The organism is Terrilactibacillus laevilacticus (assembly GCF_006517395.1).
Classification (GTDB): Bacteria; Bacillota; Bacilli; order Bacillales; family Sporolactobacillaceae; genus Terrilactibacillus; species Terrilactibacillus laevilacticus.
The window spans coordinates 103,056-122,666 of sequence record NZ_VDCY01000009.1 but is presented as its reverse complement, the minus strand read 5'-3'; the positions used below and the strand labels follow the sequence as shown (position 1 = coordinate 122,666).

Sequence of the window (19,611 nt, the reverse complement as noted above, 5' to 3'; positions counted from 1 at the left end):
ATAGACTGACTTAGCCCAATTTTTTCATCAAATTCCTTATACAATAATAACCCTGAGTCTGAGGTTAAGTTCCCACCATCAAAATTAACCTTAATTCTTTTGTTGAAGTTAAGTGACTTTTCGATTACACTTTTCATTATGGAGTCCTCCTTGAATTGTGTTGGTGTGGTTACTTATACAATATCAAAGGAAGGGCTCCTTTTCACTTATTTAGTGAAAAATCAAATATGAATTATTTGTTGATTTAATCGTGTTTTCCAAGGAATTGTGATTCAACTATGAATAATCTAGGAATTATTATATTTGAAATCAAACTTCATTTTATAAAATTTAAATATTAATGTAAAAAATCTCCTTGCTGAAGCATACTCAGCAAGGAGATTTCATGTTTAGTGGCGGTGTTTTCTTGTCCGATCACCAGCAATCTTTTTCCATTTGTTTTTTTCTTTTAATTGCGCTTGTTTGTCCATCTTTCGTTCAAGGAAAGCGAGCTCCCTTTGTAATTTCAAGTAGCTATTAAAACGTGACTGCTCTAATTTTCCTTCCTCAAGTGCTTCTTTAACTGAACACCCAGGTTCATTCTGATGCGTACAATTTCTAAATCGACATTGGGTTGTAAGTTCTTCGATATCTGAAAAACTATGAGAAACACTTTCATCAGAAGCATCCCAAAGCTGAAGCTCCCGCATACCTGGTGTGTCAATGATAGCCCCGCCGCTCTGAAGTACGATTAACTCACGATGCGTTGTCGTATGCCTCCCACGATCATCATCTTCACGGATATAACTTACTTTTTGAATCTCTTCTCCACAAAGCCAGTTAGTAAGCGTTGATTTTCCAGCTCCTGAAGATCCAAGAAACACGATGGTTTGCCCTTTACCTAAATAATTTTTTAGTTCATTCATTCCTGTATTTTCTTTTGCGCTAACGGGATAAATAGGAACTCCAAAAGCGATGGATTCCACATCGGAAACTTTATTATCAATATCTTCGCAAAGATCACTTTTACTTAAAATGATCACTGGATTGGCTCCACTTTCATAGGCCATCATAAGATACCGTTCTAATCTTCTTAGGTTAAAATCTCGATTCAATGCCATGACAAGAAATACTGTATTCATATTTGTTGCGACAATCTGTTCATCTGTACGATTCCCAGCTGCTTTCCGAGAGAATTTACTAAAACGTGGCAATATGGTGTGGATCGTGGCTTTTTGTTCTTGAAGTCTTTCCTCTACAACTACCCAATCTCCTACGGCAGGAAAATCTTCTCGACTTAAAGCCTCATGCCGCATTTTACCTGTGATTTCAGCAAAAAGTTCACCATTTTCTGTTAAAACTTTATATTGTTGTTTATATTCTGAGATAACTCGGGCGATGGTTTGCCCTTCCGCTATACTACTTTGATTTTCTGTTTGTAAAGCTTCATTCCAACCAAAATCGGATAAATGATAAGTCAATGTGATTTCCTCCTATTTTTTGCAACTAAAGAAAACTTGCCGATTGCGTGGCCTATAAGGCGCGAGAACATAGGCCTAGAATGTGTCATTACGGCTTCGCCTCCGCGACAACTCGATGCTTAATCGAAGAAGATCTATGATAGTTGCACTTATACTTTATACCTTGAATTTTTCTTTCTTAAAACGCAAAAAAGACCGCTCAACACGGTCTTTTAGCTGCATGCTTCTTTAGCTATTTATACCCTGTGTGTGACGCCATACTGTCCACACTTAGATATAAATAAAAAATCAGGAGTTTGACTTTATATTTTATCTATGGAGACAGTATGACAAACGGCAATGAGATTTGGTAAGGTCCTTCTATTCATATTCGCCATCATACATCTCTCCTTTCGATTATCTGACTATTATTTAAATAAAGTTTACCATAAGTAAATGAGGAATGGAAGTTTTACATAAGTCCAATTTTTAATTAATTCAATGAGTTTTTATATTATAGATCTAAAACTGCATATTTTAAGAAAATCTTATCTATTTGTTTGAGGTTGATTAAGAACGTCAAAATCCTTAATCACTTCACCCGTTTCGGCTGCTTTAAAGATCGCTTCAATGAGAACTAACACGCGATAAACTTCTTCATTTTTTACGATAGGTTCCGATTTATCATTAATGACAGCGGCAAAGTTATCATAGAAACTTGGCATAGTTGTTTTAACTTTTTCTATTGTATGACGGATCGTCGCAGATTCAGATGGTGGGGCCATTGTTTTGGTTAAGCCTTGACCTGCGCGAATAGGTTTAGGCTCCGATTTTTCTGCTGATTGATTTCGAGTGACCATCTCTCCGCTTAAGTCCCAATCTTGTATCAAGGCTGTTCCTTCAGTCCCTTTAATATACCATCTAGGAAGTTTCACATAATTCGTCGTTCCAACTTCAATCACGGCAGTGACTCCATTTTCAAAAGTAATATAACTAATAAAACCATCATCTACTTCGTCTCCAAGTGCAAAGCTCAAGTTGGCTGTGACACTATTAATCTTGCCTTTTACCATGAATAGCAATTGATCGAGGAGGTGAACGCCCCAATCAAGCACCATCCCTCCACCATGGGCCTTCAAATGACGCCAATCGCCAGGGATGCCATTCGCCCCTTGAACACGCGATTCTAGATGAAAAACTTCGCCTATTTTATGACGATCATAAATGTCTTTCACAATCACAAAATCTTCATCCCAGCGACGGTTTTGATGCACCATAAACACGCGATCATGTTTTTTTGCTACATCGATAATGTCTAATAAATCCCGGCTATTTATCGTTACAGGTTTTTCGCAGACGACATGCTTTCCAGCTTCTAAAGCCTTTATCGCTATCTCCTTATGAACATCATTTGGTGTCGCAATCAGAATCGCATCTACCGTTGAATCTTGTAATACCGCTTCCAAACTTGGATACGTTTTAAAACCAAGCTTCGATGCCACTTGTTGGCGGTCATCTGCAATATCATAGACGCCAGATACTTTTATATTTTTGTTACCTTCTATCAACTGGACATGATAACTTCCCATACCTCCGAATCCAACGATAACGAGAGACATTTTTTTGCTCATTATATCACTCCTACATATGTGATCTATATTCATCTATGATCAAAGTGCACAACATTAGTTTGGGATTGCGCCACTTCACTTTGGAATTGAGCCGCTTCACAACGGAATTGAGCCACTTCAAATTGGAATTGCGCCACTTCACAACGGAATTGAGCCACTTCAAATTGGAATTGCGCCACTTCACAACGGAATTGAGCCACTTCAAATTGGAATTGCGCCACTTCACATTGGAATTGCGCCACTTCACATTGGAATTGCGCCACTTCAAATTGGAATTGCGCCACTTCTTAACGGAATTGCGCCACTCACAACGGAATTGCGCCACTTCTTAACGGAATTGCGCCACTTCTCAACGGAATTGCGCCACTCACAACGGAATTGCGCCACATTAGGCTAGATTGCAAAACTGAGAGCAAGCAACCTTATGCCCACCACATGTCCACAGGGGTTTCCCGAATCAAAATGGATTGCAAATTGGTGACAGCACGTCCTAGTCCTTCATCAATGGACATCAAAGGATCTTCATGTTCGATACTGACAACGTAGTCATATCCATAAGTGCGGAGAGCGCTGATGATATCCGACCAAACGGAGACGCTATGGCCACAGCCAACAGATCGGAACGTCCAGGCTCTTGTTTGGACTTCTCCATACGGCTGCATGTCTGTTAGACCATACATGTTAATATTGTCTTGATCGAGATACGTATCTTTAGCATGAAAATGGTGAATGGCACCTGCTTTACCGAGTATTTTGATGGCACCAACAGGATCGATTCCTTGCCACCATAAATGACTCGGATCTAAATTTACGCCGATTGCATCAGAAGTTTCCTCACGAAGTTTTAAAATGGTATACGGTGTGTGGCAAAGGAAACCTCCATGCAATTCGATGCCAATTTTGATCTTGTTTTCTTCAGCTAACTTACCGATCTCTTTCCAATAAGGAATGAGTTTTGTCTTCCATTGCCACTCTTTAATATCACTATAGACGGTTGGCCAAGGGATAACTGGCCAGTTTGGCGCTTTCGCATCGTCGCTGTCTCCTGCCGTGCCTGAAAAAGTATTTACAACAGGAACGTTCATAGTAGCCGCGAGTTTGATCGTTTTTCGTAAAATGTCATCCGCTTCCTTGGCTTCTTCTTGATTTGGGGAAATCGGATTGCTATGACAACTGAAAGCACTGATCATGATGCCTTTATCTTCAAATTTTTTTAAATAAGCTTTTCTTGCTTCTTCGCTTTCTAATAATTCATCTGTAGGACAGTGGTCATTTCCTGGATTACCGCCTGTGCCGATTTCTACAGCGTCTAATCCTGCTGCTGAGACTTTTTCCAACATGTCATCTAAACTTAAATTTGCAAATAAAGGGGTGAATACGCCTAGTTTCATCGTCCATCATTCTCCTTTTGGTTGTATTTTCTCTAAGGCTTCCGAATTTCCGTATTTTGGGTAACTATATGTTGTCGGCTGACACCATTTCACGCCATTAATAATGACTTTTTGAATGTCTTCGTGATAATAGGTTGGATACGTTTCGTGTCCTGGTTGAAAGTAGAATATTTTTCCGTTCCCTCGCCGATATGTACAGCCACTTCTGAACACATTCCCGCCTTCAAACCAGCTCATAAAAATCAGTTCATCTGGAATTGGAATGTCAAAGTGTTCACCATACATTTCCTCTTTTTCGAGTTCGATATATTCACCGAGACCCTCTACTATGGGGTGACTCGGATTGACAACCCAAAGTCTTTCCTTTTCTTCGGCTTCGCGCCATTTTAAATCACAGCTTGTGCCCATAAGCTTCATGAAAATTTTCGACATATGACCTGAATGCAAAACAACGAGTCCCATGCCTTCTAAGACTTTTTTATGAACGCGTTCCACAATCTCATCTGACACTTCCTTATGAGCAATATGTCCCCACCAAACGAGGACATCCGTATTAGCCAAAACTTCTTCCGATAGGCCATGTTCTGGCTCGTCTAATGTTGCCGTACGAACATTAAATGAAGACGCTTCTAAAAAGCTGGCAATCTGGCCATGAATGCCTTCTGGATAAACTTTTCTGACTTCCTCATCACTTTTTTCATGTCGATATTCATTCCAAACGGTCACATTCACCATGAGTTAGTCCCCTCCAATTAGTTGCTTCAAATTAATTAAGCCTATTTCAACACTTTCTAATGATGGTTTCGTAAATGCCTCTTGTTCAATGATGAGCCACTCGACACCTTGGTTCTCGGCTTGTTTTACAAATCGAGTAATATCGAGTACGCCTTTACCGATTTCAGTGCTTTCCATTGGCTCTTTTTTCATATCCTTAAGATGAATAAATGGCGTCCGATTGTCGTATTGAGACATGTATGAAACGACATCTACTCCCGCATATTGAATCCAATACGTATCAAGTTCTGCTTTTAAATGAGGTACCATCTCGAGCAAATAATCAAGGATATACGTATCTTCAAGTTTATGAAACTCATGATGATGATTGTGGTAGACTAATGTCATTCCAGCATCTTCAATTTTTTTACAAGCCACATTTAACTTTGATGCAAAGGATTTCCATTCATCCTTGGTATCATATGACGCATAAGGACAAACAATGTAGTTGTTTCCTAATTCCTTTTCAAAAGAAATAACATTATCTAGATCATTTAATATTTTCTCAGCTGGTATATGTGAGGCAACAATTTGTAATCCCAATTCTGTGCATTTTTCTTTGATGTTTTGTGCGGATTCATTATAATACCCTGCGAATTCAATGCCATCATAGCCCATTTCTGAGACCTTTTCTAAAGTTCCAAAAAAATCTTTTTCGCACACATCTTTAACACTCCAAAGCTGTAGGGCAACCGGCATCATCCAAGGACCTCCTCGATCCAACTCTTATTTATTAAAGAACACAGGTTGATTGGTTTTGGCAGATTGATAAATCGCTTCTAAAATTTGCGTGACGACAAAGGCTTGTTCTGGTTTAACAACAGGGTCAGTGTCGTTTAAAATGCTTTCAATCCATTGCTTCGCTTCGGTATAAGCTGGATCATCACCTGTACCGTCATAAAAATCAACGCCACCCGTTTCAAGTTCAATTTTTTTCTCAAAAAGCAAGCTATGATCTTCGCCATTAATGCGCAGGCCATCTTCCATATCTGCGCCACCCTTCGTTCCACTCAAGCTTGTTTTAGCCTCCCCTACGTCTAACGAATTAAGGGCCCAGCTTGATTCAAGAACAATTGTTGCGCCATTTTCCATTGTAATGAAACCGAAAGCTGAATCTTCCACAGTAAACTGGTTTGGATCCCATGGACCCCAAGCATTGGCCGCATTCTCCGTTTTTGATAGTTTATGATAAGTATTGCCCACGACATATTTAGGTTTATAGTTATCCATCATCCATAGCGTTAAATCGAGTGCATGAGTACCTATATCAATGAGTGGTCCGCCGCCTTGGGCTTCCTCATCTAGAAAGACACCCCATGTTGGAACAGCTCTCCGGCGAATGGCCTTGGCTTTGGCATAATAGATGTCTCCAAGGGCCTTTTCTTCACAAATGGCGTGCAAATACTCAGAGTCTTTTCGAAACCGATTTTGATAGCCGATCGTTAATTTTTTTCCTGTACGTTTAGCTGCATCAATCATTTCTTGCGCTTCTTTCGATGTTTTTGCCATTGGTTTTTCACACATCACATGTTTTCCCGCTTCAAGGGCTGCAATGGTTATTTCCGCATGTGAAATATTCGGCGTGCAGACATGGACTACATCGATTTCTCTATTATTAAGTAAATCCTTATAATCAGTGTATACGCTTACATTTTCTGTTCCAAAGTTCTCGCTAGCCTTTATCGCCCGATCCTCGATCACATCACAAAAGGCGATCATTTCAACTTCGTCTAATTTTGCAAGACTTGGCATATGTTTCCCGTTTGCAATACCACCGCAGCCAATAATTCCAACCTTCAAAGTCATATGAAAACCTCCATTTATTTAGTTGATAACAACACTATACAGAACAAATCGCAATTTTTCTTCCTATATTCTTGTTCAATTATTCCCGGATATTGTCTTCCTATATTTTAGAGGGGACACACCCATGACCTCTTTAAATAAATGGTGGAACGTCTTAACACTCGTAAATCCTGCCATCTCGGCAATTTCGGTCACAGTGTAATTTCCATTTAATAAAATCCATTTCGCTTTATTTAATCGATACTCATTTAAAAATTTGATAAATGTCGTCCCTGTATTTTTCTTGAAAAATTTTGTGAAGTAATATGTACTAAAACCACTATACTTGGCAATATCCTGTAATGTAATCCCTTCTTTATAGTGACTTTCTACATAGGAAAAAATCTGATCCAATTTCTCTAATGTTTCTTGTGTCTTGGTGAGTTGGCTATCTGAAGTGTCTTCAGACTCTTTCTCTGGTATTTCTCGAAAAATCAAAGCCATCATTTCATATAATTTTGCCTTGATTACAAAAGGATAGCCTTCTTGTTTTTTTGTATTCTCTTCCTGAATGTTCTCGATGATTTTCACCATTTTATCTTTTGTTGTTTTATTCCATTCCGTACTTGAATTTTTCATCTGGCTAAAAGCATCTCGTAAATTTTTCTCAATCACGTTCATAGTGGAAATCTCTTGAAAAAAAGTTAAATCGAACTGAATGACGAATCTCTCACTATCGGAAGATGCTAGAATGTAATGAATATCGCCTCCATTTATAAAGAGAATTTCTCCTTTTTTTACATGAATCGGCTCATCATTTACGCCAATATTAATGGATCCTTTGAACACATAGATGATTTCAACTTCTTTATGCCAATGAGGTGAAACCAACTGATGACCTTGATTAATAAAGCTGCGAAAAGGAAATTGCTTATTGAGAACTGGTATTTCTAGGTATAAACCCATTTTCTCACCTCTTATTTAAGCGAAGCATTCTAACTTTATCTGTATTATGTATTCTTCAAAATATACGCGACTGTTTAAGGGGTTGTTCAAAAAGTCACCAAATGATAAGCTACGAATCTCGGCGTTGGCTTGTTTTTCCGGTCCTCATGTAGTAAACACCTACATTCCGGTCCTCAAAACGGCGCCGCCTTGACCTTCTTGCTTTTAATTTGTCACCTTTTTGAACACGTACTTTAATAAGAATATTCTTCAATGACGAGGTAGACTCCTTCTTTCTTGACCACATAACGAAACCCAATGTTCAACATGAACATTGGGTTTCATCAAATGAATATTATTGTTCAAACACATGGACAAACGGTTCGTCCATATCGGGATTAGACACAATAACTGCCTCTTGAGTATTTGGCGTTATAATGCTAATTTGCACTGGGATATTTTTTGAGAATGGAAAACGATCTTTTACTAGAGATGTGACGTAACTCGCAAATCCCATAACTTCTGTTTTGTCATAAAATTTAATCGAGATTTGGAAATTAAGATCAACTAAATCTCCATTTTCATATCTTCCTTTGGCTGTAACACCAATGAAGTTTGGGAAATATTTCGAGACATCTGTCTTAAAGTTGTTGAAAAGTTCATTATCAGATTTATACTTGCTTTTAGACTTGTCAGAAGGGAACAAGACATTATCTTCATTTACATTTTCCCATTTACCAATGGAGCCACTATTATTCGACACATACGTTTTAGAATAAAAATAACCTGGCACTAGTGAGCTATCCGGTGCCTCGGCGTATAGTGTGATAAAGATCGGCACATTTCCGAGTCCATTTTTTTGGCGAACTTGCTGCAAGACTTTTTGGGCGATCGTTTTACCTTGTTGTTTAACTTGACTAACATTTAAGGTTTTTTGCACATCGTATTGTTTGCCAGATTTATCTGTGACTTTATCTGTGTAGACCTGATTAAGAGAGATGGCAAGAGAAACGCCACCAAGCTCATATTTATTTTTCCCTGTACTTTTTAAATAATCCTGTTCAAGGATATAGCTAAGAATTTTGGGACTATTCATCGCTTGATCTCTGACACTTTGACCTTTTCCAAGCGGTGGATTCAATCCATTTGGCGTCTTTTTACTTTTACGATAGAGCATGTTGTTGATATCCGCTTCACTTAGATATTGCCCACTTTGGAATACATAATCATCGGGGCTGAAGACCGACTTTGACATATTCATGAGTCCAGTTTCAAGTTGATCAATATCTACACGATTATTGACACCATATCCGATATACCCACGCGTGGAGTCTGACGTATTTCCAGTTGGTTTTAAACTTTGGTAATCTTTACTATCTATCTTAGGTATCAAAGTTGCTGTTTGTTTATTCCCTTTTGAAGAATTAATCACGTTCTGTTTATTGTTATCAGATGACCATGGCAGATTACATCCTGATAAAACTAAGGTTAGGCTGAGTGAGAGTAGGCCTACAACTCCCAACCATTTTTTCATAAAAAACACTCCTCTTATGTCTCTAAAGCTCCTATAAATTGTTGCTCATCCCAAACCTCAATGCCAAGTTCTTGGGCTTTTTTTAGTTTTGATCCTGCATCAGAGCCACTGACAACGAGATCCGTACTCTTGCTTACACTGCCTGTTACTTTACCGCCTCGTTTTTCAATCTCTGCTTTTGCTTCAGGGCGAGACATCTGTTCTAATTTACCTGTTAAAACCACTGTTTTTCCACTAAACAAAGAATCTATTTCTTCAGCTTTTGCTGGATCTGGTCCTAAATAAACCATGTTAACTTCATACTGCTTTAACTCTTCGATAAGCCTTATCATGTCTTCATTGTGAAAATAAGTGATGATGGCGTCTGCCATTTTGTCACCAATTTCTTCAACAGCTAAAATTTCCTCTTTTGTTGCTTTAATGAGAGCATCCATCGTTTTGAATGATTGAGCTAAGAGCTTGGCTGCTTTTGCACCGATAAACCGGATGCCAAGCCCAAATAATAAACGTTCAAGCGAATTCTGTTTAGAAGACTCAATAGCTTGAAGTAGATTACGAACAGACTTTTCCCCCATACGCTCGAGTTGGATTAAATCATCATATTTTAGCCGATAAATATCTGCCACATCTTTAATTAAATGGTGATGAAATAATTGAGTTATGACCTTCTCACCTAAACCATCGATATTCATGGCATTACGAGAGACAAAGTGAATTAAGCCAGCTCTTATTTGTGCTGGACATTTTGGATTGATGCATCTTAGGGCGACTTCTCCCTCAATTCGAACGAGTTCACTTGAACACGCTGGACACTCTATCGGCATCGCAAAACTTTTTTCTTCACCAGTTCGTTTTTCTGTTAAAACATTGACGATTTCAGGAATGATATCTCCCGCTTTTTTAACAACGACAGCATCCCCAATTCGTATATCTTTCTCACGAATTAAATCTTCGTTATGAAGGGACGCTCTTTTGACCGTCGTTCCTGCAACAACCACAGGAGTTAATAGCGCAGTTGGTGTGATGACACCCGTACGACCAACGCTGAGTTCAATTCCTTCAAGTTTAGACACGACTTCTTCTGCTGGAAATTTATAAGCAATCGCCCAGCGTGGACTTTTGGCTGTAAAACCTAGTGTCTCTTGATCTCTTAACCGATCCACTTTAATGACAATACCATCAATCTCATATGGAAGATCTGGTCTATGCTCGGTCCAGTACTGAATAAATTCAAAGACTTCCTGAAGCGTTTGACAACGCCGCCACTCTGGGTTGGTACGAAGTCCTAAAGCTTGGACACGTTCCAAAGCCTTGCTGTGAGATTCAATCGTTTCACCTTGAAGTTCACCTAAAGAATACATAAAGACAGCCAGCTTTCGTTCCGCAGCAATTTGGGGATTCAATTGACGCAGTGATCCAGCTGCTGCATTCCTCGGGTTCGCAAACAGTTCTTCACCATCTTCTTTCCGTTTTTTATTCAACGATTCAAAGGATGATTTAGGCATGTAAGCTTCTCCGCGTACCTCCATGTTCACGTCTTCTCTTAATTTGAGTGGAATAGATTTAATCGTTTTTAAATTGGATGTGATATCTTCACCTGTATAGCCATCGCCTCGCGTGGAACCTAAGGTTAGTTTTCCGTTCTCATAGGTTAACGATATGGCAAGTCCGTCAATCTTTAATTCACATACATAAGCGACATCATCGTGCCCTAAGCCTTGACGTACCCTCCGGTCAAATTCTCTAAGATCTTGTTCATTAAATGCATTAGCCAAACTTAACATGGGAATGCGATGATCCACTTTATGGAACATTTTCAGCGGAGCTGCCCCAACGCGTTGGGTCGGGGAGTCTGGTGTAACAAGATCTGGATTTTCCTCTTCCAAATGCATCAGTTCTTGCATCAACTTGTCATATTCACTATCAGGGACACTTGGTTTGTCTAAAATATAGTATTCATAGCTATATTCGTCTAATTGTTTCCTTAATTGTTCAACGTGTTTCACAATCTCTTGATCCATAGATTCCACTCCTTTCCTCAACAAAATATAGGAACGTCCCTTTTACTATCATTTGGATCCAAAAACTGTCAACTTAGACGTTGGTTAAACCATATTGTGCAGAACCTTTCAAAATTGCCATTGAAGTTTGATTGGGGATGGTTACATACGTTAACGCCCCATCATCTAACTTTTTCAATTGGAGCAAAAGCACTTAAAAGACGTTTCAAGCCCACTGGCTTTGGAAAAGCAATATCGAGTTCCTTACTTTCGTCACTGCCTTTAATACTCACAACCGTTCCTTTCCCCCACTTTTTATGAAGAACTTGATCTCCAACTTTCCAAGTTGTTGATGAATTTTGGTTGTTTTGTTTTAAGAAAGGACGTTTCTGTGCAAATGTGGCTGGACGTTCACGTCGGCTGGTTGATTGAAAACGGCCCATCTCTTGCTCTGGTGAAAGGTCTTCATATAAGTCAGACGGAATCTCTTGTAAAAAACGAGATTTTGGATTCATTGTGGTTCGTCCAAAGAGCGTTCTGGACTTAGCACATGTTAAAAATAGCATTTTTTCAGCCCGCGTAATCCCAACATAAGCGAGACGACGTTCTTCTTCCATCTCTTCTTCATCTTCCAATGAACGCATGTGAGGGAAGATTCCTTCTTCCATCCCAATTAAAAAGACAACTGGAAATTCAAGACCTTTGGCCGCATGCAATGTCATTAACGTCACGGCATTATCACTTTGGTTTTGTTCATCATCTTCCTCTTTATCAATATCTGAATCAAGGGCCAGTTCAGTTAAAAATCCGATCAATGACTTATCTTCATTATTCTTTTCATATTCTGTTGATACGGATAAAAATTCATCGATGTTTTCGAGACGACTTTGTGCTTCTATCGTTCGTTCATCTTTTAATGCTTGACGGTAGCCTGTTTTCTCAAGAACCTCTTCTATTAATTCTGTTACAGAGAGAAATTCTTGCATTTTTGCCCAGTTCATCATCTGTTCACCAAAGGTTGATAGGGCACTAGCTGCTCGTTTTGAAACCGTTGTTTGTTCAATTTCTTGTATAGCTCCCATTAGAGAAAGATCTTGGCTAATCGCATAATCGGCCAGTCGATCCATTGAAGCTAGTCCGATTCCTCGTTTTGGTTCATTGACAATTCGAGCAAGGCTGATATCATCATCTGGATTTGCAATGAGCCGTAAGTAGGCTAATAGATCTTTAATTTCTTTTCGGTCATAGAACTTCGTGCCGCCTACCATACGATAAGGAATATTTGATTTGACAAGCGTTTCCTCGATCACCCTCGATTGGGCGTTGGTCCGGTAGAGTACCGCCATATCGGCATACCGATAACCCGAACGTGCTAGTTCACTCATTTTCCCAGTAATATAATAACCTTCTTCGTGTTCTGTCCCACCTTGATAGACGGTAATCATGTCCCCGTCCACATTTTCAGTCCAAAGCTTTTTTGGTTTACGACGTGGATTATTTTGGATAACTCCATTCGCAGCTGCGAGAATTTTTTTCGTTGACCGATAGTTTTGTTCAAGAAGGATAACCTCAGCATTCGGATAATCTTCTTCGAAAGATAAAATATTTTGTATATCTGCTCCGCGCCATTTATAGATGGATTGGTCAGAGTCCCCAACAACACATAGATTTTTAAACCGATCACTAAGCATGTTCACAAGTAAATATTGGGCTCGGTTTGTATCTTGATACTCATCAACATGAATATATTGAAATTTACGTTGATAATATTCTAGTGTTTCTGGTACTTCTTGAAAGAGTTGAATCGTTGTCATAATGAGGTCATCGAAATCTAAGGAATGGTTTTTTCGTAGTCTTTTTTCATAGTCTTGATAAACATCACGAACAACTTCTTCATAAGGGCCAACAGCCACTTTATTGAAGTCCTTAGCCGTCTTCAAATCATTTTTTGCCGAACTGATCGTACCAAGAATACTTCGTGGCGTAAACTTTTTACTATCTATATTCTTGTCTTTCAATATATTTTTAATCACAGAAAGTTGATCGGTTGTATCTAAGATTGAAAAATTACGGTTGATCCCAATTCGATCAATGTCTCGTCTCAAAATCCGGACACACATGGAGTGAAAAGTTGACACCCATATATCATTGGCAAGAGGACCTACAAGACTTGTAATCCGATTTTTCATTTCTTTGGCCGCTTTATTTGTAAATGTAATAGCAAGTACATTCCATGGTGCAATATCTTTCTCTAGAATTAAATGAGCGATGCGATGCGTCAGGACACGAGTTTTACCACTGCCTGCTCCCGCCATTAATAATAATGGTCCTTCAGAATGTTTCACTGCTTTTAATTGCTGAGGGTTCAACCCATCCAAGAGGTGTTCAGAAAACCCTTGCATAATACCACCATCCTATTTTTAATTCGATCTATATAAAAGTCATGATCATCACTGATTCTTCTTTACAGCTGTCACCGTTTCTAATGCTTGTTTTACATCTTCATAAATAACATTACCAACCACAATGGTGTCCGCATAGTTTGCTGCTTGCGTGGCTTGTTCCGCCGTCGAAATGCCGCCTCCGTAAAATAATTGAGCATGATTTAATTGTCGTTTTGCCTGTTTAAGTGTGTCCATGTCTCCAAACTGACCACTATATTCTACGTAAAAAACAGGTAGACGCAAAAATTTATCTGCCAATTGAGCATAGGCTGCCACATCTTCGCTAGTTAATTCTGTTTTTGCACTTGTAAGCTTGGCTACTTTGGCTTCAGAATTCAACACGCAATAACCTTCAGCGACGACGATATCCCAATCGATGATATCTCCATACTCTTTCATGGCTTCATGCTGCTTACCCACCAGCCAAGTAACATCCTGTGCATTTAATACAGACGGGATAAAATAATAATCAAAACCAGGTGTGATGGCCTCTAGTGTTGACACTTCAAGGGCGCAATCTAAAGCAAACTGCCTGATTCGTGATAAAAGATATAATGTATTATCGAGAGTTACTCCATCTGTTCCACCAACAATAATCGCATCGGTACCCGATTCACATAGTTGTTCTAGAACATGATCTTCTATAGGTTTATTTGGATCCAATTTAAAAACATGTCGCCATGATCGATATGTGCTCACCCTTATGCTGCTCCTTCCTCCAACACAACAATTTAGACAAAAAGATTTATATCGTTTCTTGATCTATTTTATCGAATGTTAATGGCTATTTCGCCATTTTTCGCAATCCAATCATCATTAAATTAATGTCCTTAATACTTCTCCTAGTTTATCATAAACTGAACGAATCGACAGCTAGAATTAGTAAAAAATCGAACATTTGTTCACATTCCAAGAGCCTTTATTTTCTATTCTGTCGAAATTGAAAAAAGCTTAGTAGATTTTTTCAGCACTACTAAGCTTAACATCTATTCAAGTAAATGTTTAGATCTATTCACTTTTTTGTTCATTTAATCTTTCAAGTGTCATTTGGTAACCATCGTTTCCATAATTAATACATCTTTTCACGCGAGAAATTGTTGCAGTACTCGCACCTGTATTTTCTTCGATTTGATGATAGGTACGTCCTTCTTTTAACATACGAGCCACTTCAAGACGCTGCATAAGAGATTGGATTTCGCCCATGGTACATAAATCATCAAAAAAGCGATAGCATTCTTCTCTATTTTCTAATGTTAAGATAGCGTCAAATAATTGATCCAACATTTCTCCTCGGAGTTTGTCTATTTGCAACGCAATCCCTCCTTTATGATTTCGATAGATATAAGTACAGCTTAAAAATTTCATGACTAAAGCTATGTACTCTTAAGAATTGTCTTTGATTGGTAAAGTGAAACTTCCATCTGTGGGGGTTTTTCGACGCACAGGATTTGCTAGTGCAGGCGTTGCGACAGGACGTCGCGTTTTTAGCCTGCTTCATCCCCCACTGATGGTTAAGTAAATGAATGATTAATCTTGAGCTATCTCACGTGAAGGAACCATAACCTGACGCTTTAGTACATCATAGAGACCTAGAGAAGTCACTCGAATGTATGGTAAATGAGTCGAACAGATAAATAACAGACTAAAGTATGGATCAACAAATGAATAGCCTCTTTCTCTTAATAAGTTGGCCATGACTTGGTCTTCATCTGCTAATTCTTCCATCGAATGTTCTGACATCATCCCGAGATAAGGAAGTGGAATGTCATACAGGATAGACCCATTTTCAGATAAAACTAATCCACCGCCCCGTTTCTTCATTCTCTCAAAGGCAATGAGCATGTCCTTTTTGTTTTTTCCGATTAAAACAATGTCACCCGCACAAGAAAAACTCGATGCAAAACCATGTATGTCAGTTGCGAACCCTTTGACGATCGTATTAGTGATCCATTTTCCTTTTCGATCGACAAGTGATAGATACAATAAACCTTCAGCTAAATCTGTATCAGTCGGAATTGAATCTAATTCTAGTGGTTTTGCAATAACAGCATTGACCATATCCATTCCAAGCGGAGAAGTCACTTCTAAATTTTTTTCAGTTAAGGTTAAGTTCATATTTAAGGGCCTTAATGATTCTGACCATGTTTGGTCTGAAAATAAATCATTGATCATATCAGATTCTTTCTTTATCCAAACACCTTTAGATAAGACAGAAATTGGATAGGGATTCACCTTTGACTCTAAGATGTTAATGTTAGCTAATCGACCTGGAGCAATGTGACCTAAACAATCATCCATATTGTAATAAGACGCAATATTGCTTGAGGCCATCCTATAGGCATCGGCCGAGTTGACACCTTTTTCAATGGCAATATCGATTAGCTTATCCATGACACCTTGTTTTAAAAAGTTGGGTGTCGCACCATCCGTTGTCATAAACAATCGATCAAAATGTTCAATTCCTTTTTCTAATAGGTCTTCTAAAATGTCTGGAAGATCAGGACGAATTGAAGAATACCTTAATGATGTCGCAAGTCCTGTTCGAAGTCTGGTCAGCGCTTCATCTCCAGTCATCGCTTCGTGATCACATGTTACACCAAGAAGACGCATTTGTGTTAAGGTTCGTTCAGATGCTCCGGGTAAATGACCTTCAATCTTCAGTCCTTGAGCTTTCGTTTCTTGCATCCACTTTAAGATCTCATCATTTCCCTGAAGCAGAACATCCGGCCAATCTGTTAGTTCTCCTCCTTGAATCACGAGTGGATGAGACAACCATTTGCTTATCCTCTTTTGATTGAAAGGATTGTCTTTTACAGCTGTTTGCGGGTCGTATCTGCACCACCAAAAAAATTGAATGGGAGTCCGATTTAACTCTTCCATCATCTGAAAAGATGATTCATCATCTAATAGAAAATAAAAAATAGCATTGTCACATATTAGCGTCGTTGTCCCATGTTTTGCCGAGTGTTCTGCCATCGACATCGGATTATAGAGCTGAGTTGGATGTACATGCGGTTCAATATAACCTGGAACAAGATACCGATTTGAACAATCTACAACCTTTGTATTTTCTAAATTGTTTGGAAGCCTATCTCCAACATAAATAATACGATCTTGATCAATCCATACGTTACTCTTTTCCCATTTTTTTATATAGGTATTCAAATATACACCGTTTGCCAGTACTAATGATGGGGAGACTGCTCCTGTTATGATGTCTGTTTGTCGTCTCATTGTCTCCATTGACCATTGGTGACTTAGCATCTTCATTCTCCTTATCAAAATCAAATATTGCCATTGCCAATATATTAATTAATAACTTCACACGATCGTTCGCTTGTCTCTTTTACTATCATACATTAAATGATTAAATGGTTAAAGTTTTAAACCTAAATCGGTCTATAATGCAGCAAACAAAAACGCTGGCTGAAAGATATCTCCTCCCAGCCAGCGTCTTATTTTTCTATTAGTACGTGTTCAAAAAGGTGGCAAATGAAAAGGGTTACTGGCTAAGTGCGCTAGAATCCTGCAAGAAACGCCAGTTACTTGCCCGTCCTGGGCGTCGGAAGGCTAAGAGCGGCGCTGTTTTGAGGACCAGAATGTAGGTTTTTACTACATGAGGACCGGAAAAACAAGCGGGCGCCGAGATTCGTAGCTTATCATTTGGCGACTTTTTGAACAACCTCTATTACTTCTCCGATACAACCGTAAAACGTTCGTTAATATATTTAGGATCTTCTATTTCATCCAAGACAGTAACAGCATAGTCCTCGTAGCTCACATAACTTTCCCCTTGACTATTGACTAACAGTTGGTCTTTCCCGAGACGATAATTTCCTGTGCGTCGACCTTGAGCGAACAAAGCTGAAGGACTGATAAATGTCCACGTAAGATCTGGTGTTTGTTTTAGTTCTTCTAGATTTTTTCCTTGATTTGCTGCCGTTGGCTTTACAAAATCCGGGAATTCAGGAGTATCAATTAATTTAATTGAATGAGCCTCGTCAACATATAAGCTTCCAGCTCCGCCAACTACAATTAAACGTGTATGTGTGGCTCCTTTTAAAGCATTGATGAGAATACGCCCTGCTTCAACGTGCAAATGTTCTTCACCCATTGGCGCACCAAATGCATTGACCACGATATCATATTTTACAAGATCTTCTCTCGTTAAATCAAAAATATCTTTTTCAACAACACTCACATTCGTATTGTCTAGTTTATTTGGATGGCGTACAATTGCTGTAACTTCATGACCTCTTGATAGCGCCTCGTTCAAAATACGGGAACCCGCTTTTCCTGTTGCTCCAATAATACCTATTTTCATATAAGTGCCTCCTCATTGTAAGCTAATAGATGTAACCATTTCAGTTACATGTTGTATATAAGAAACATCTTAATTAAGCAAACATGCTTGTTAAGATGTCTTTTATCGTTTTTTTAGATAATTCACTTTCCATCATCGATTGGGCATGGTGAAAAATATGATCAAGAGAACCTTGAATTCTTTTTCCAACTGGACAATTTGGATTAGGATCCTCATGTATCGAAAACAGTTCATCTCTTGGTTCAACAGCTCGATAAACATCTAAGAGTGTTATTTGGTCAGGATTTCTAGCTAATACGGCTCCCGCAACTCCTGCTTGAGTCTTAAGAATGTCTGCTTTCCGCAACATTCCAATGATGCGTCGAATGACAACCGGATTAGTATTAACACTGCCTGCAATAAACTCTGATGTCATCTCTACTTGATCTTTTCTAGATGCAATTAAGGTTAAAATATGGATAGCGACGGCTAGACGACTATTAATCATGTGATCCACCACCTGTAATCATTATAGTTACAGGTAGAAGGATTGTCAATTAAATCGAAAATAGAAATCGACGAGTTTTTAATTATTTATTCACTTTTCAGACTATAAGGGGTTGTTCAAAAAGTCACCAAATGATAAGCTACGAATCTCGGCGTCCACTTTTTTTTCCGGTCCTCATGTAGTGGATACAAGAGGAGTGCTGGCTAAAATTGCTCACGTCCTGTGGCTGGCGCCTGAAGCTACCACATCATGTGGAATGCTGGTACTCAAAACAGCGCCGCTCTTAGCCTCCGACGCCCAGGACGGGCAAGTAACTGGCGTTTCTTGCAGGATGCCAGCGTACTTAGCCAGTAACCCTTTTCATTTTTCACCTTTTTGAACACGCACTTATTGTTGAACCATGAATTAATTAAAGTACTTACTCAGTTATTGAGGCACTTTCAGAGTTAATTGAGCCACTTCCTGAGTTAATTGAGGCACCTCCAAAGTTATTGAGCTACTTCCTAAGTTAATTGAGGCACTTCCCAAGTTATTGAGGCACTTCCTGAGTTAATTGAGGCACTTCCCAAGTTATTGAGGCACTTCCTGAGTTAATTGAGCCACTTCCCAAGTTATTGAGGCACTTCCTAAGTTATTGAGCCACTTCTTGACTTAATTGAGGCACTTCCAAAGTTATTGAGACACTTCTTGACTTAATTGAGGCACTTCCAAAGTTATTGAGGCACTTCCTGAGTTAATTGAGCCACTTCCTAACCTAATTGAGGCACTTCCTAATTAATTGAGGCACTTTCAGACTTAATTGAGCTACTTCCTAAGTTATTGAGCCACTTCTTGACTTAATTGAGGCACTTCCAAAG

17 protein-coding genes are annotated in these 19,611 nt (G+C 38.9%); all 17 read right to left on the bottom strand.

Translation table 11 applies throughout. The annotated features are described in order from the left end of the window. Positions 1 to 137: transposase (locus tag FG390_RS16260; RefSeq protein ID WP_181406475.1), on the bottom strand; the 137-nt coding region annotated here is incomplete at its 3' end. Between the two features lie 252 nt (positions 138 to 389). Next, the gene (rsgA, locus tag FG390_RS11280; RefSeq protein WP_373681552.1) at positions 390 to 1,460 is read right to left on the bottom strand and encodes a ribosome small subunit-dependent GTPase A; all 1,071 of its coding nucleotides are present in this window, start codon (positions 1,458 to 1,460) and stop codon (positions 390 to 392) included. A 527-nt stretch (positions 1,461 to 1,987) separates the two neighbouring features. Continuing rightward, positions 1,988 to 3,070 (bottom strand): Gfo/Idh/MocA family protein, encoded by a 1,083-nt coding sequence (locus FG390_RS11275; RefSeq protein WP_246092749.1) that lies wholly within the window; start codon positions 3,068 to 3,070, stop codon positions 1,988 to 1,990. A 29-nt stretch (positions 3,071 to 3,099) separates the two neighbouring features. Then, on the bottom strand, positions 3,100 to 3,312 hold the full coding sequence (locus FG390_RS11270) for a hypothetical protein (RefSeq protein WP_181406474.1): 213 nt from the start codon (positions 3,310 to 3,312) through the stop codon (positions 3,100 to 3,102). Between the two features lie 180 nt (positions 3,313 to 3,492). Further along, entirely contained in the window at positions 3,493 to 4,461 is a 969-nt protein-coding gene (locus FG390_RS11265; protein WP_141191136.1) for a sugar phosphate isomerase/epimerase family protein, read from the bottom strand. Positions 4,462 to 4,467: 6 nt separating this feature from the next. Next, on the bottom strand, positions 4,468 to 5,196 hold the full coding sequence (locus FG390_RS11260) for a ThuA domain-containing protein (protein ID WP_141191135.1): 729 nt from the start codon (positions 5,194 to 5,196) through the stop codon (positions 4,468 to 4,470). A gap of 3 nt (positions 5,197 to 5,199) precedes the next feature. Next, a complete protein-coding gene (locus FG390_RS11255; protein WP_141191134.1) occupies positions 5,200 to 5,937 on the bottom strand; it encodes a sugar phosphate isomerase/epimerase family protein in 738 nt (245 codons plus the stop codon). 24 nt (positions 5,938 to 5,961) lie between these two features. Then, complete coding sequence (locus FG390_RS11250) at positions 5,962 to 7,041, bottom strand: Gfo/Idh/MocA family protein (protein ID WP_141191133.1); 1,080 nt, start codon at positions 7,039 to 7,041, stop codon at positions 5,962 to 5,964. Between the two features lie 75 nt (positions 7,042 to 7,116). Then, positions 7,117 to 7,986, bottom strand: a complete 870-nt coding sequence (locus FG390_RS11245) for an AraC family transcriptional regulator (RefSeq protein ID WP_141191132.1) — start codon at positions 7,984 to 7,986, stop codon at positions 7,117 to 7,119. A 334-nt stretch (positions 7,987 to 8,320) separates the two neighbouring features. Continuing rightward, complete coding sequence (locus tag FG390_RS11240; protein WP_141191131.1) at positions 8,321 to 9,499, bottom strand: CamS family sex pheromone protein; 1,179 nt, start codon at positions 9,497 to 9,499, stop codon at positions 8,321 to 8,323. Between the two features lie 14 nt (positions 9,500 to 9,513). Continuing rightward, positions 9,514 to 11,520: an NAD-dependent DNA ligase LigA gene (gene ligA / locus FG390_RS11235; RefSeq protein ID WP_141191130.1), complete on the bottom strand. Its 2,007-nt coding sequence runs from the start codon at positions 11,518 to 11,520 to the stop codon at positions 9,514 to 9,516. Between the two features lie 161 nt (positions 11,521 to 11,681). After that, the gene (gene pcrA / locus FG390_RS11230; RefSeq protein WP_141191129.1) at positions 11,682 to 13,901 is read right to left on the bottom strand and encodes a DNA helicase PcrA; all 2,220 of its coding nucleotides are present in this window, start codon (positions 13,899 to 13,901) and stop codon (positions 11,682 to 11,684) included. Positions 13,902 to 13,949: 48 nt separating this feature from the next. After that, complete coding sequence (pcrB, locus tag FG390_RS11225) at positions 13,950 to 14,642, bottom strand: heptaprenylglyceryl phosphate synthase (protein ID WP_141191128.1); 693 nt, start codon at positions 14,640 to 14,642, stop codon at positions 13,950 to 13,952. Between the two features lie 309 nt (positions 14,643 to 14,951). Beyond that, positions 14,952 to 15,254: a YerC/YecD family TrpR-related protein gene (locus FG390_RS11220; RefSeq protein ID WP_141191127.1), complete on the bottom strand. Its 303-nt coding sequence runs from the start codon at positions 15,252 to 15,254 to the stop codon at positions 14,952 to 14,954. 216 nt (positions 15,255 to 15,470) lie between these two features. Further along, positions 15,471 to 17,207, bottom strand: a complete 1,737-nt coding sequence (locus FG390_RS11215) for an adenine deaminase C-terminal domain-containing protein (protein ID WP_373681551.1) — start codon at positions 17,205 to 17,207, stop codon at positions 15,471 to 15,473. 424 nt (positions 17,208 to 17,631) lie between these two features. Continuing rightward, complete coding sequence (locus tag FG390_RS11210; protein WP_141191125.1) at positions 17,632 to 18,267, bottom strand: NAD(P)-dependent oxidoreductase; 636 nt, start codon at positions 18,265 to 18,267, stop codon at positions 17,632 to 17,634. A 73-nt stretch (positions 18,268 to 18,340) separates the two neighbouring features. Beyond that, positions 18,341 to 18,754: an Rrf2 family transcriptional regulator gene (locus FG390_RS11205; protein ID WP_141191124.1), complete on the bottom strand. Its 414-nt coding sequence runs from the start codon at positions 18,752 to 18,754 to the stop codon at positions 18,341 to 18,343. Between the last annotated feature and the right edge of the window lie 857 nt (positions 18,755 to 19,611).

Excerpts from the sequence above, each read along its gene's own strand:
- FG390_RS11275 (WP_246092749.1), bottom strand. The coding sequence starts at position 3,070 with ATGAGCAAAAAAATGTCTCTCGTTATCGTTGGATTCGGAGGTATGGGA.
- FG390_RS11265 (WP_141191136.1), bottom strand. The coding sequence starts at position 4,461 with ATGAAACTAGGCGTATTCACCCCTTTATTTGCAAATTTAAGTTTAGAT.
- FG390_RS11260 (WP_141191135.1), bottom strand. The coding sequence starts at position 5,196 with ATGGTGAATGTGACCGTTTGGAATGAATATCGACATGAAAAAAGTGAT.
- FG390_RS11255 (WP_141191134.1), bottom strand. The coding sequence starts at position 5,937 with ATGATGCCGGTTGCCCTACAGCTTTGGAGTGTTAAAGATGTGTGCGAA.
- FG390_RS11250 (WP_141191133.1), bottom strand. The coding sequence starts at position 7,041 with ATGACTTTGAAGGTTGGAATTATTGGCTGCGGTGGTATTGCAAACGGG.
- FG390_RS11245 (WP_141191132.1), bottom strand. The coding sequence starts at position 7,986 with ATGGGTTTATACCTAGAAATACCAGTTCTCAATAAGCAATTTCCTTTT.
- FG390_RS11240 (WP_141191131.1), bottom strand. The coding sequence starts at position 9,499 with ATGAAAAAATGGTTGGGAGTTGTAGGCCTACTCTCACTCAGCCTAACC.
- ligA (WP_141191130.1), bottom strand. The coding sequence starts at position 11,520 with ATGGATCAAGAGATTGTGAAACACGTTGAACAATTAAGGAAACAATTA.
- pcrA (WP_141191129.1), bottom strand. The coding sequence starts at position 13,901 with ATGCAAGGGTTTTCTGAACACCTCTTGGATGGGTTGAACCCTCAGCAA.
- FG390_RS11215 (WP_373681551.1), bottom strand. The coding sequence starts at position 17,207 with ATGCTAAGTCACCAATGGTCAATGGAGACAATGAGACGACAAACAGAC.
- FG390_RS11210 (WP_141191125.1), bottom strand. The coding sequence starts at position 18,267 with ATGAAAATAGGTATTATTGGAGCAACAGGAAAAGCGGGTTCCCGTATT.
- FG390_RS11205 (WP_141191124.1), bottom strand. The coding sequence starts at position 18,754 with ATGATTAATAGTCGTCTAGCCGTCGCTATCCATATTTTAACCTTAATT.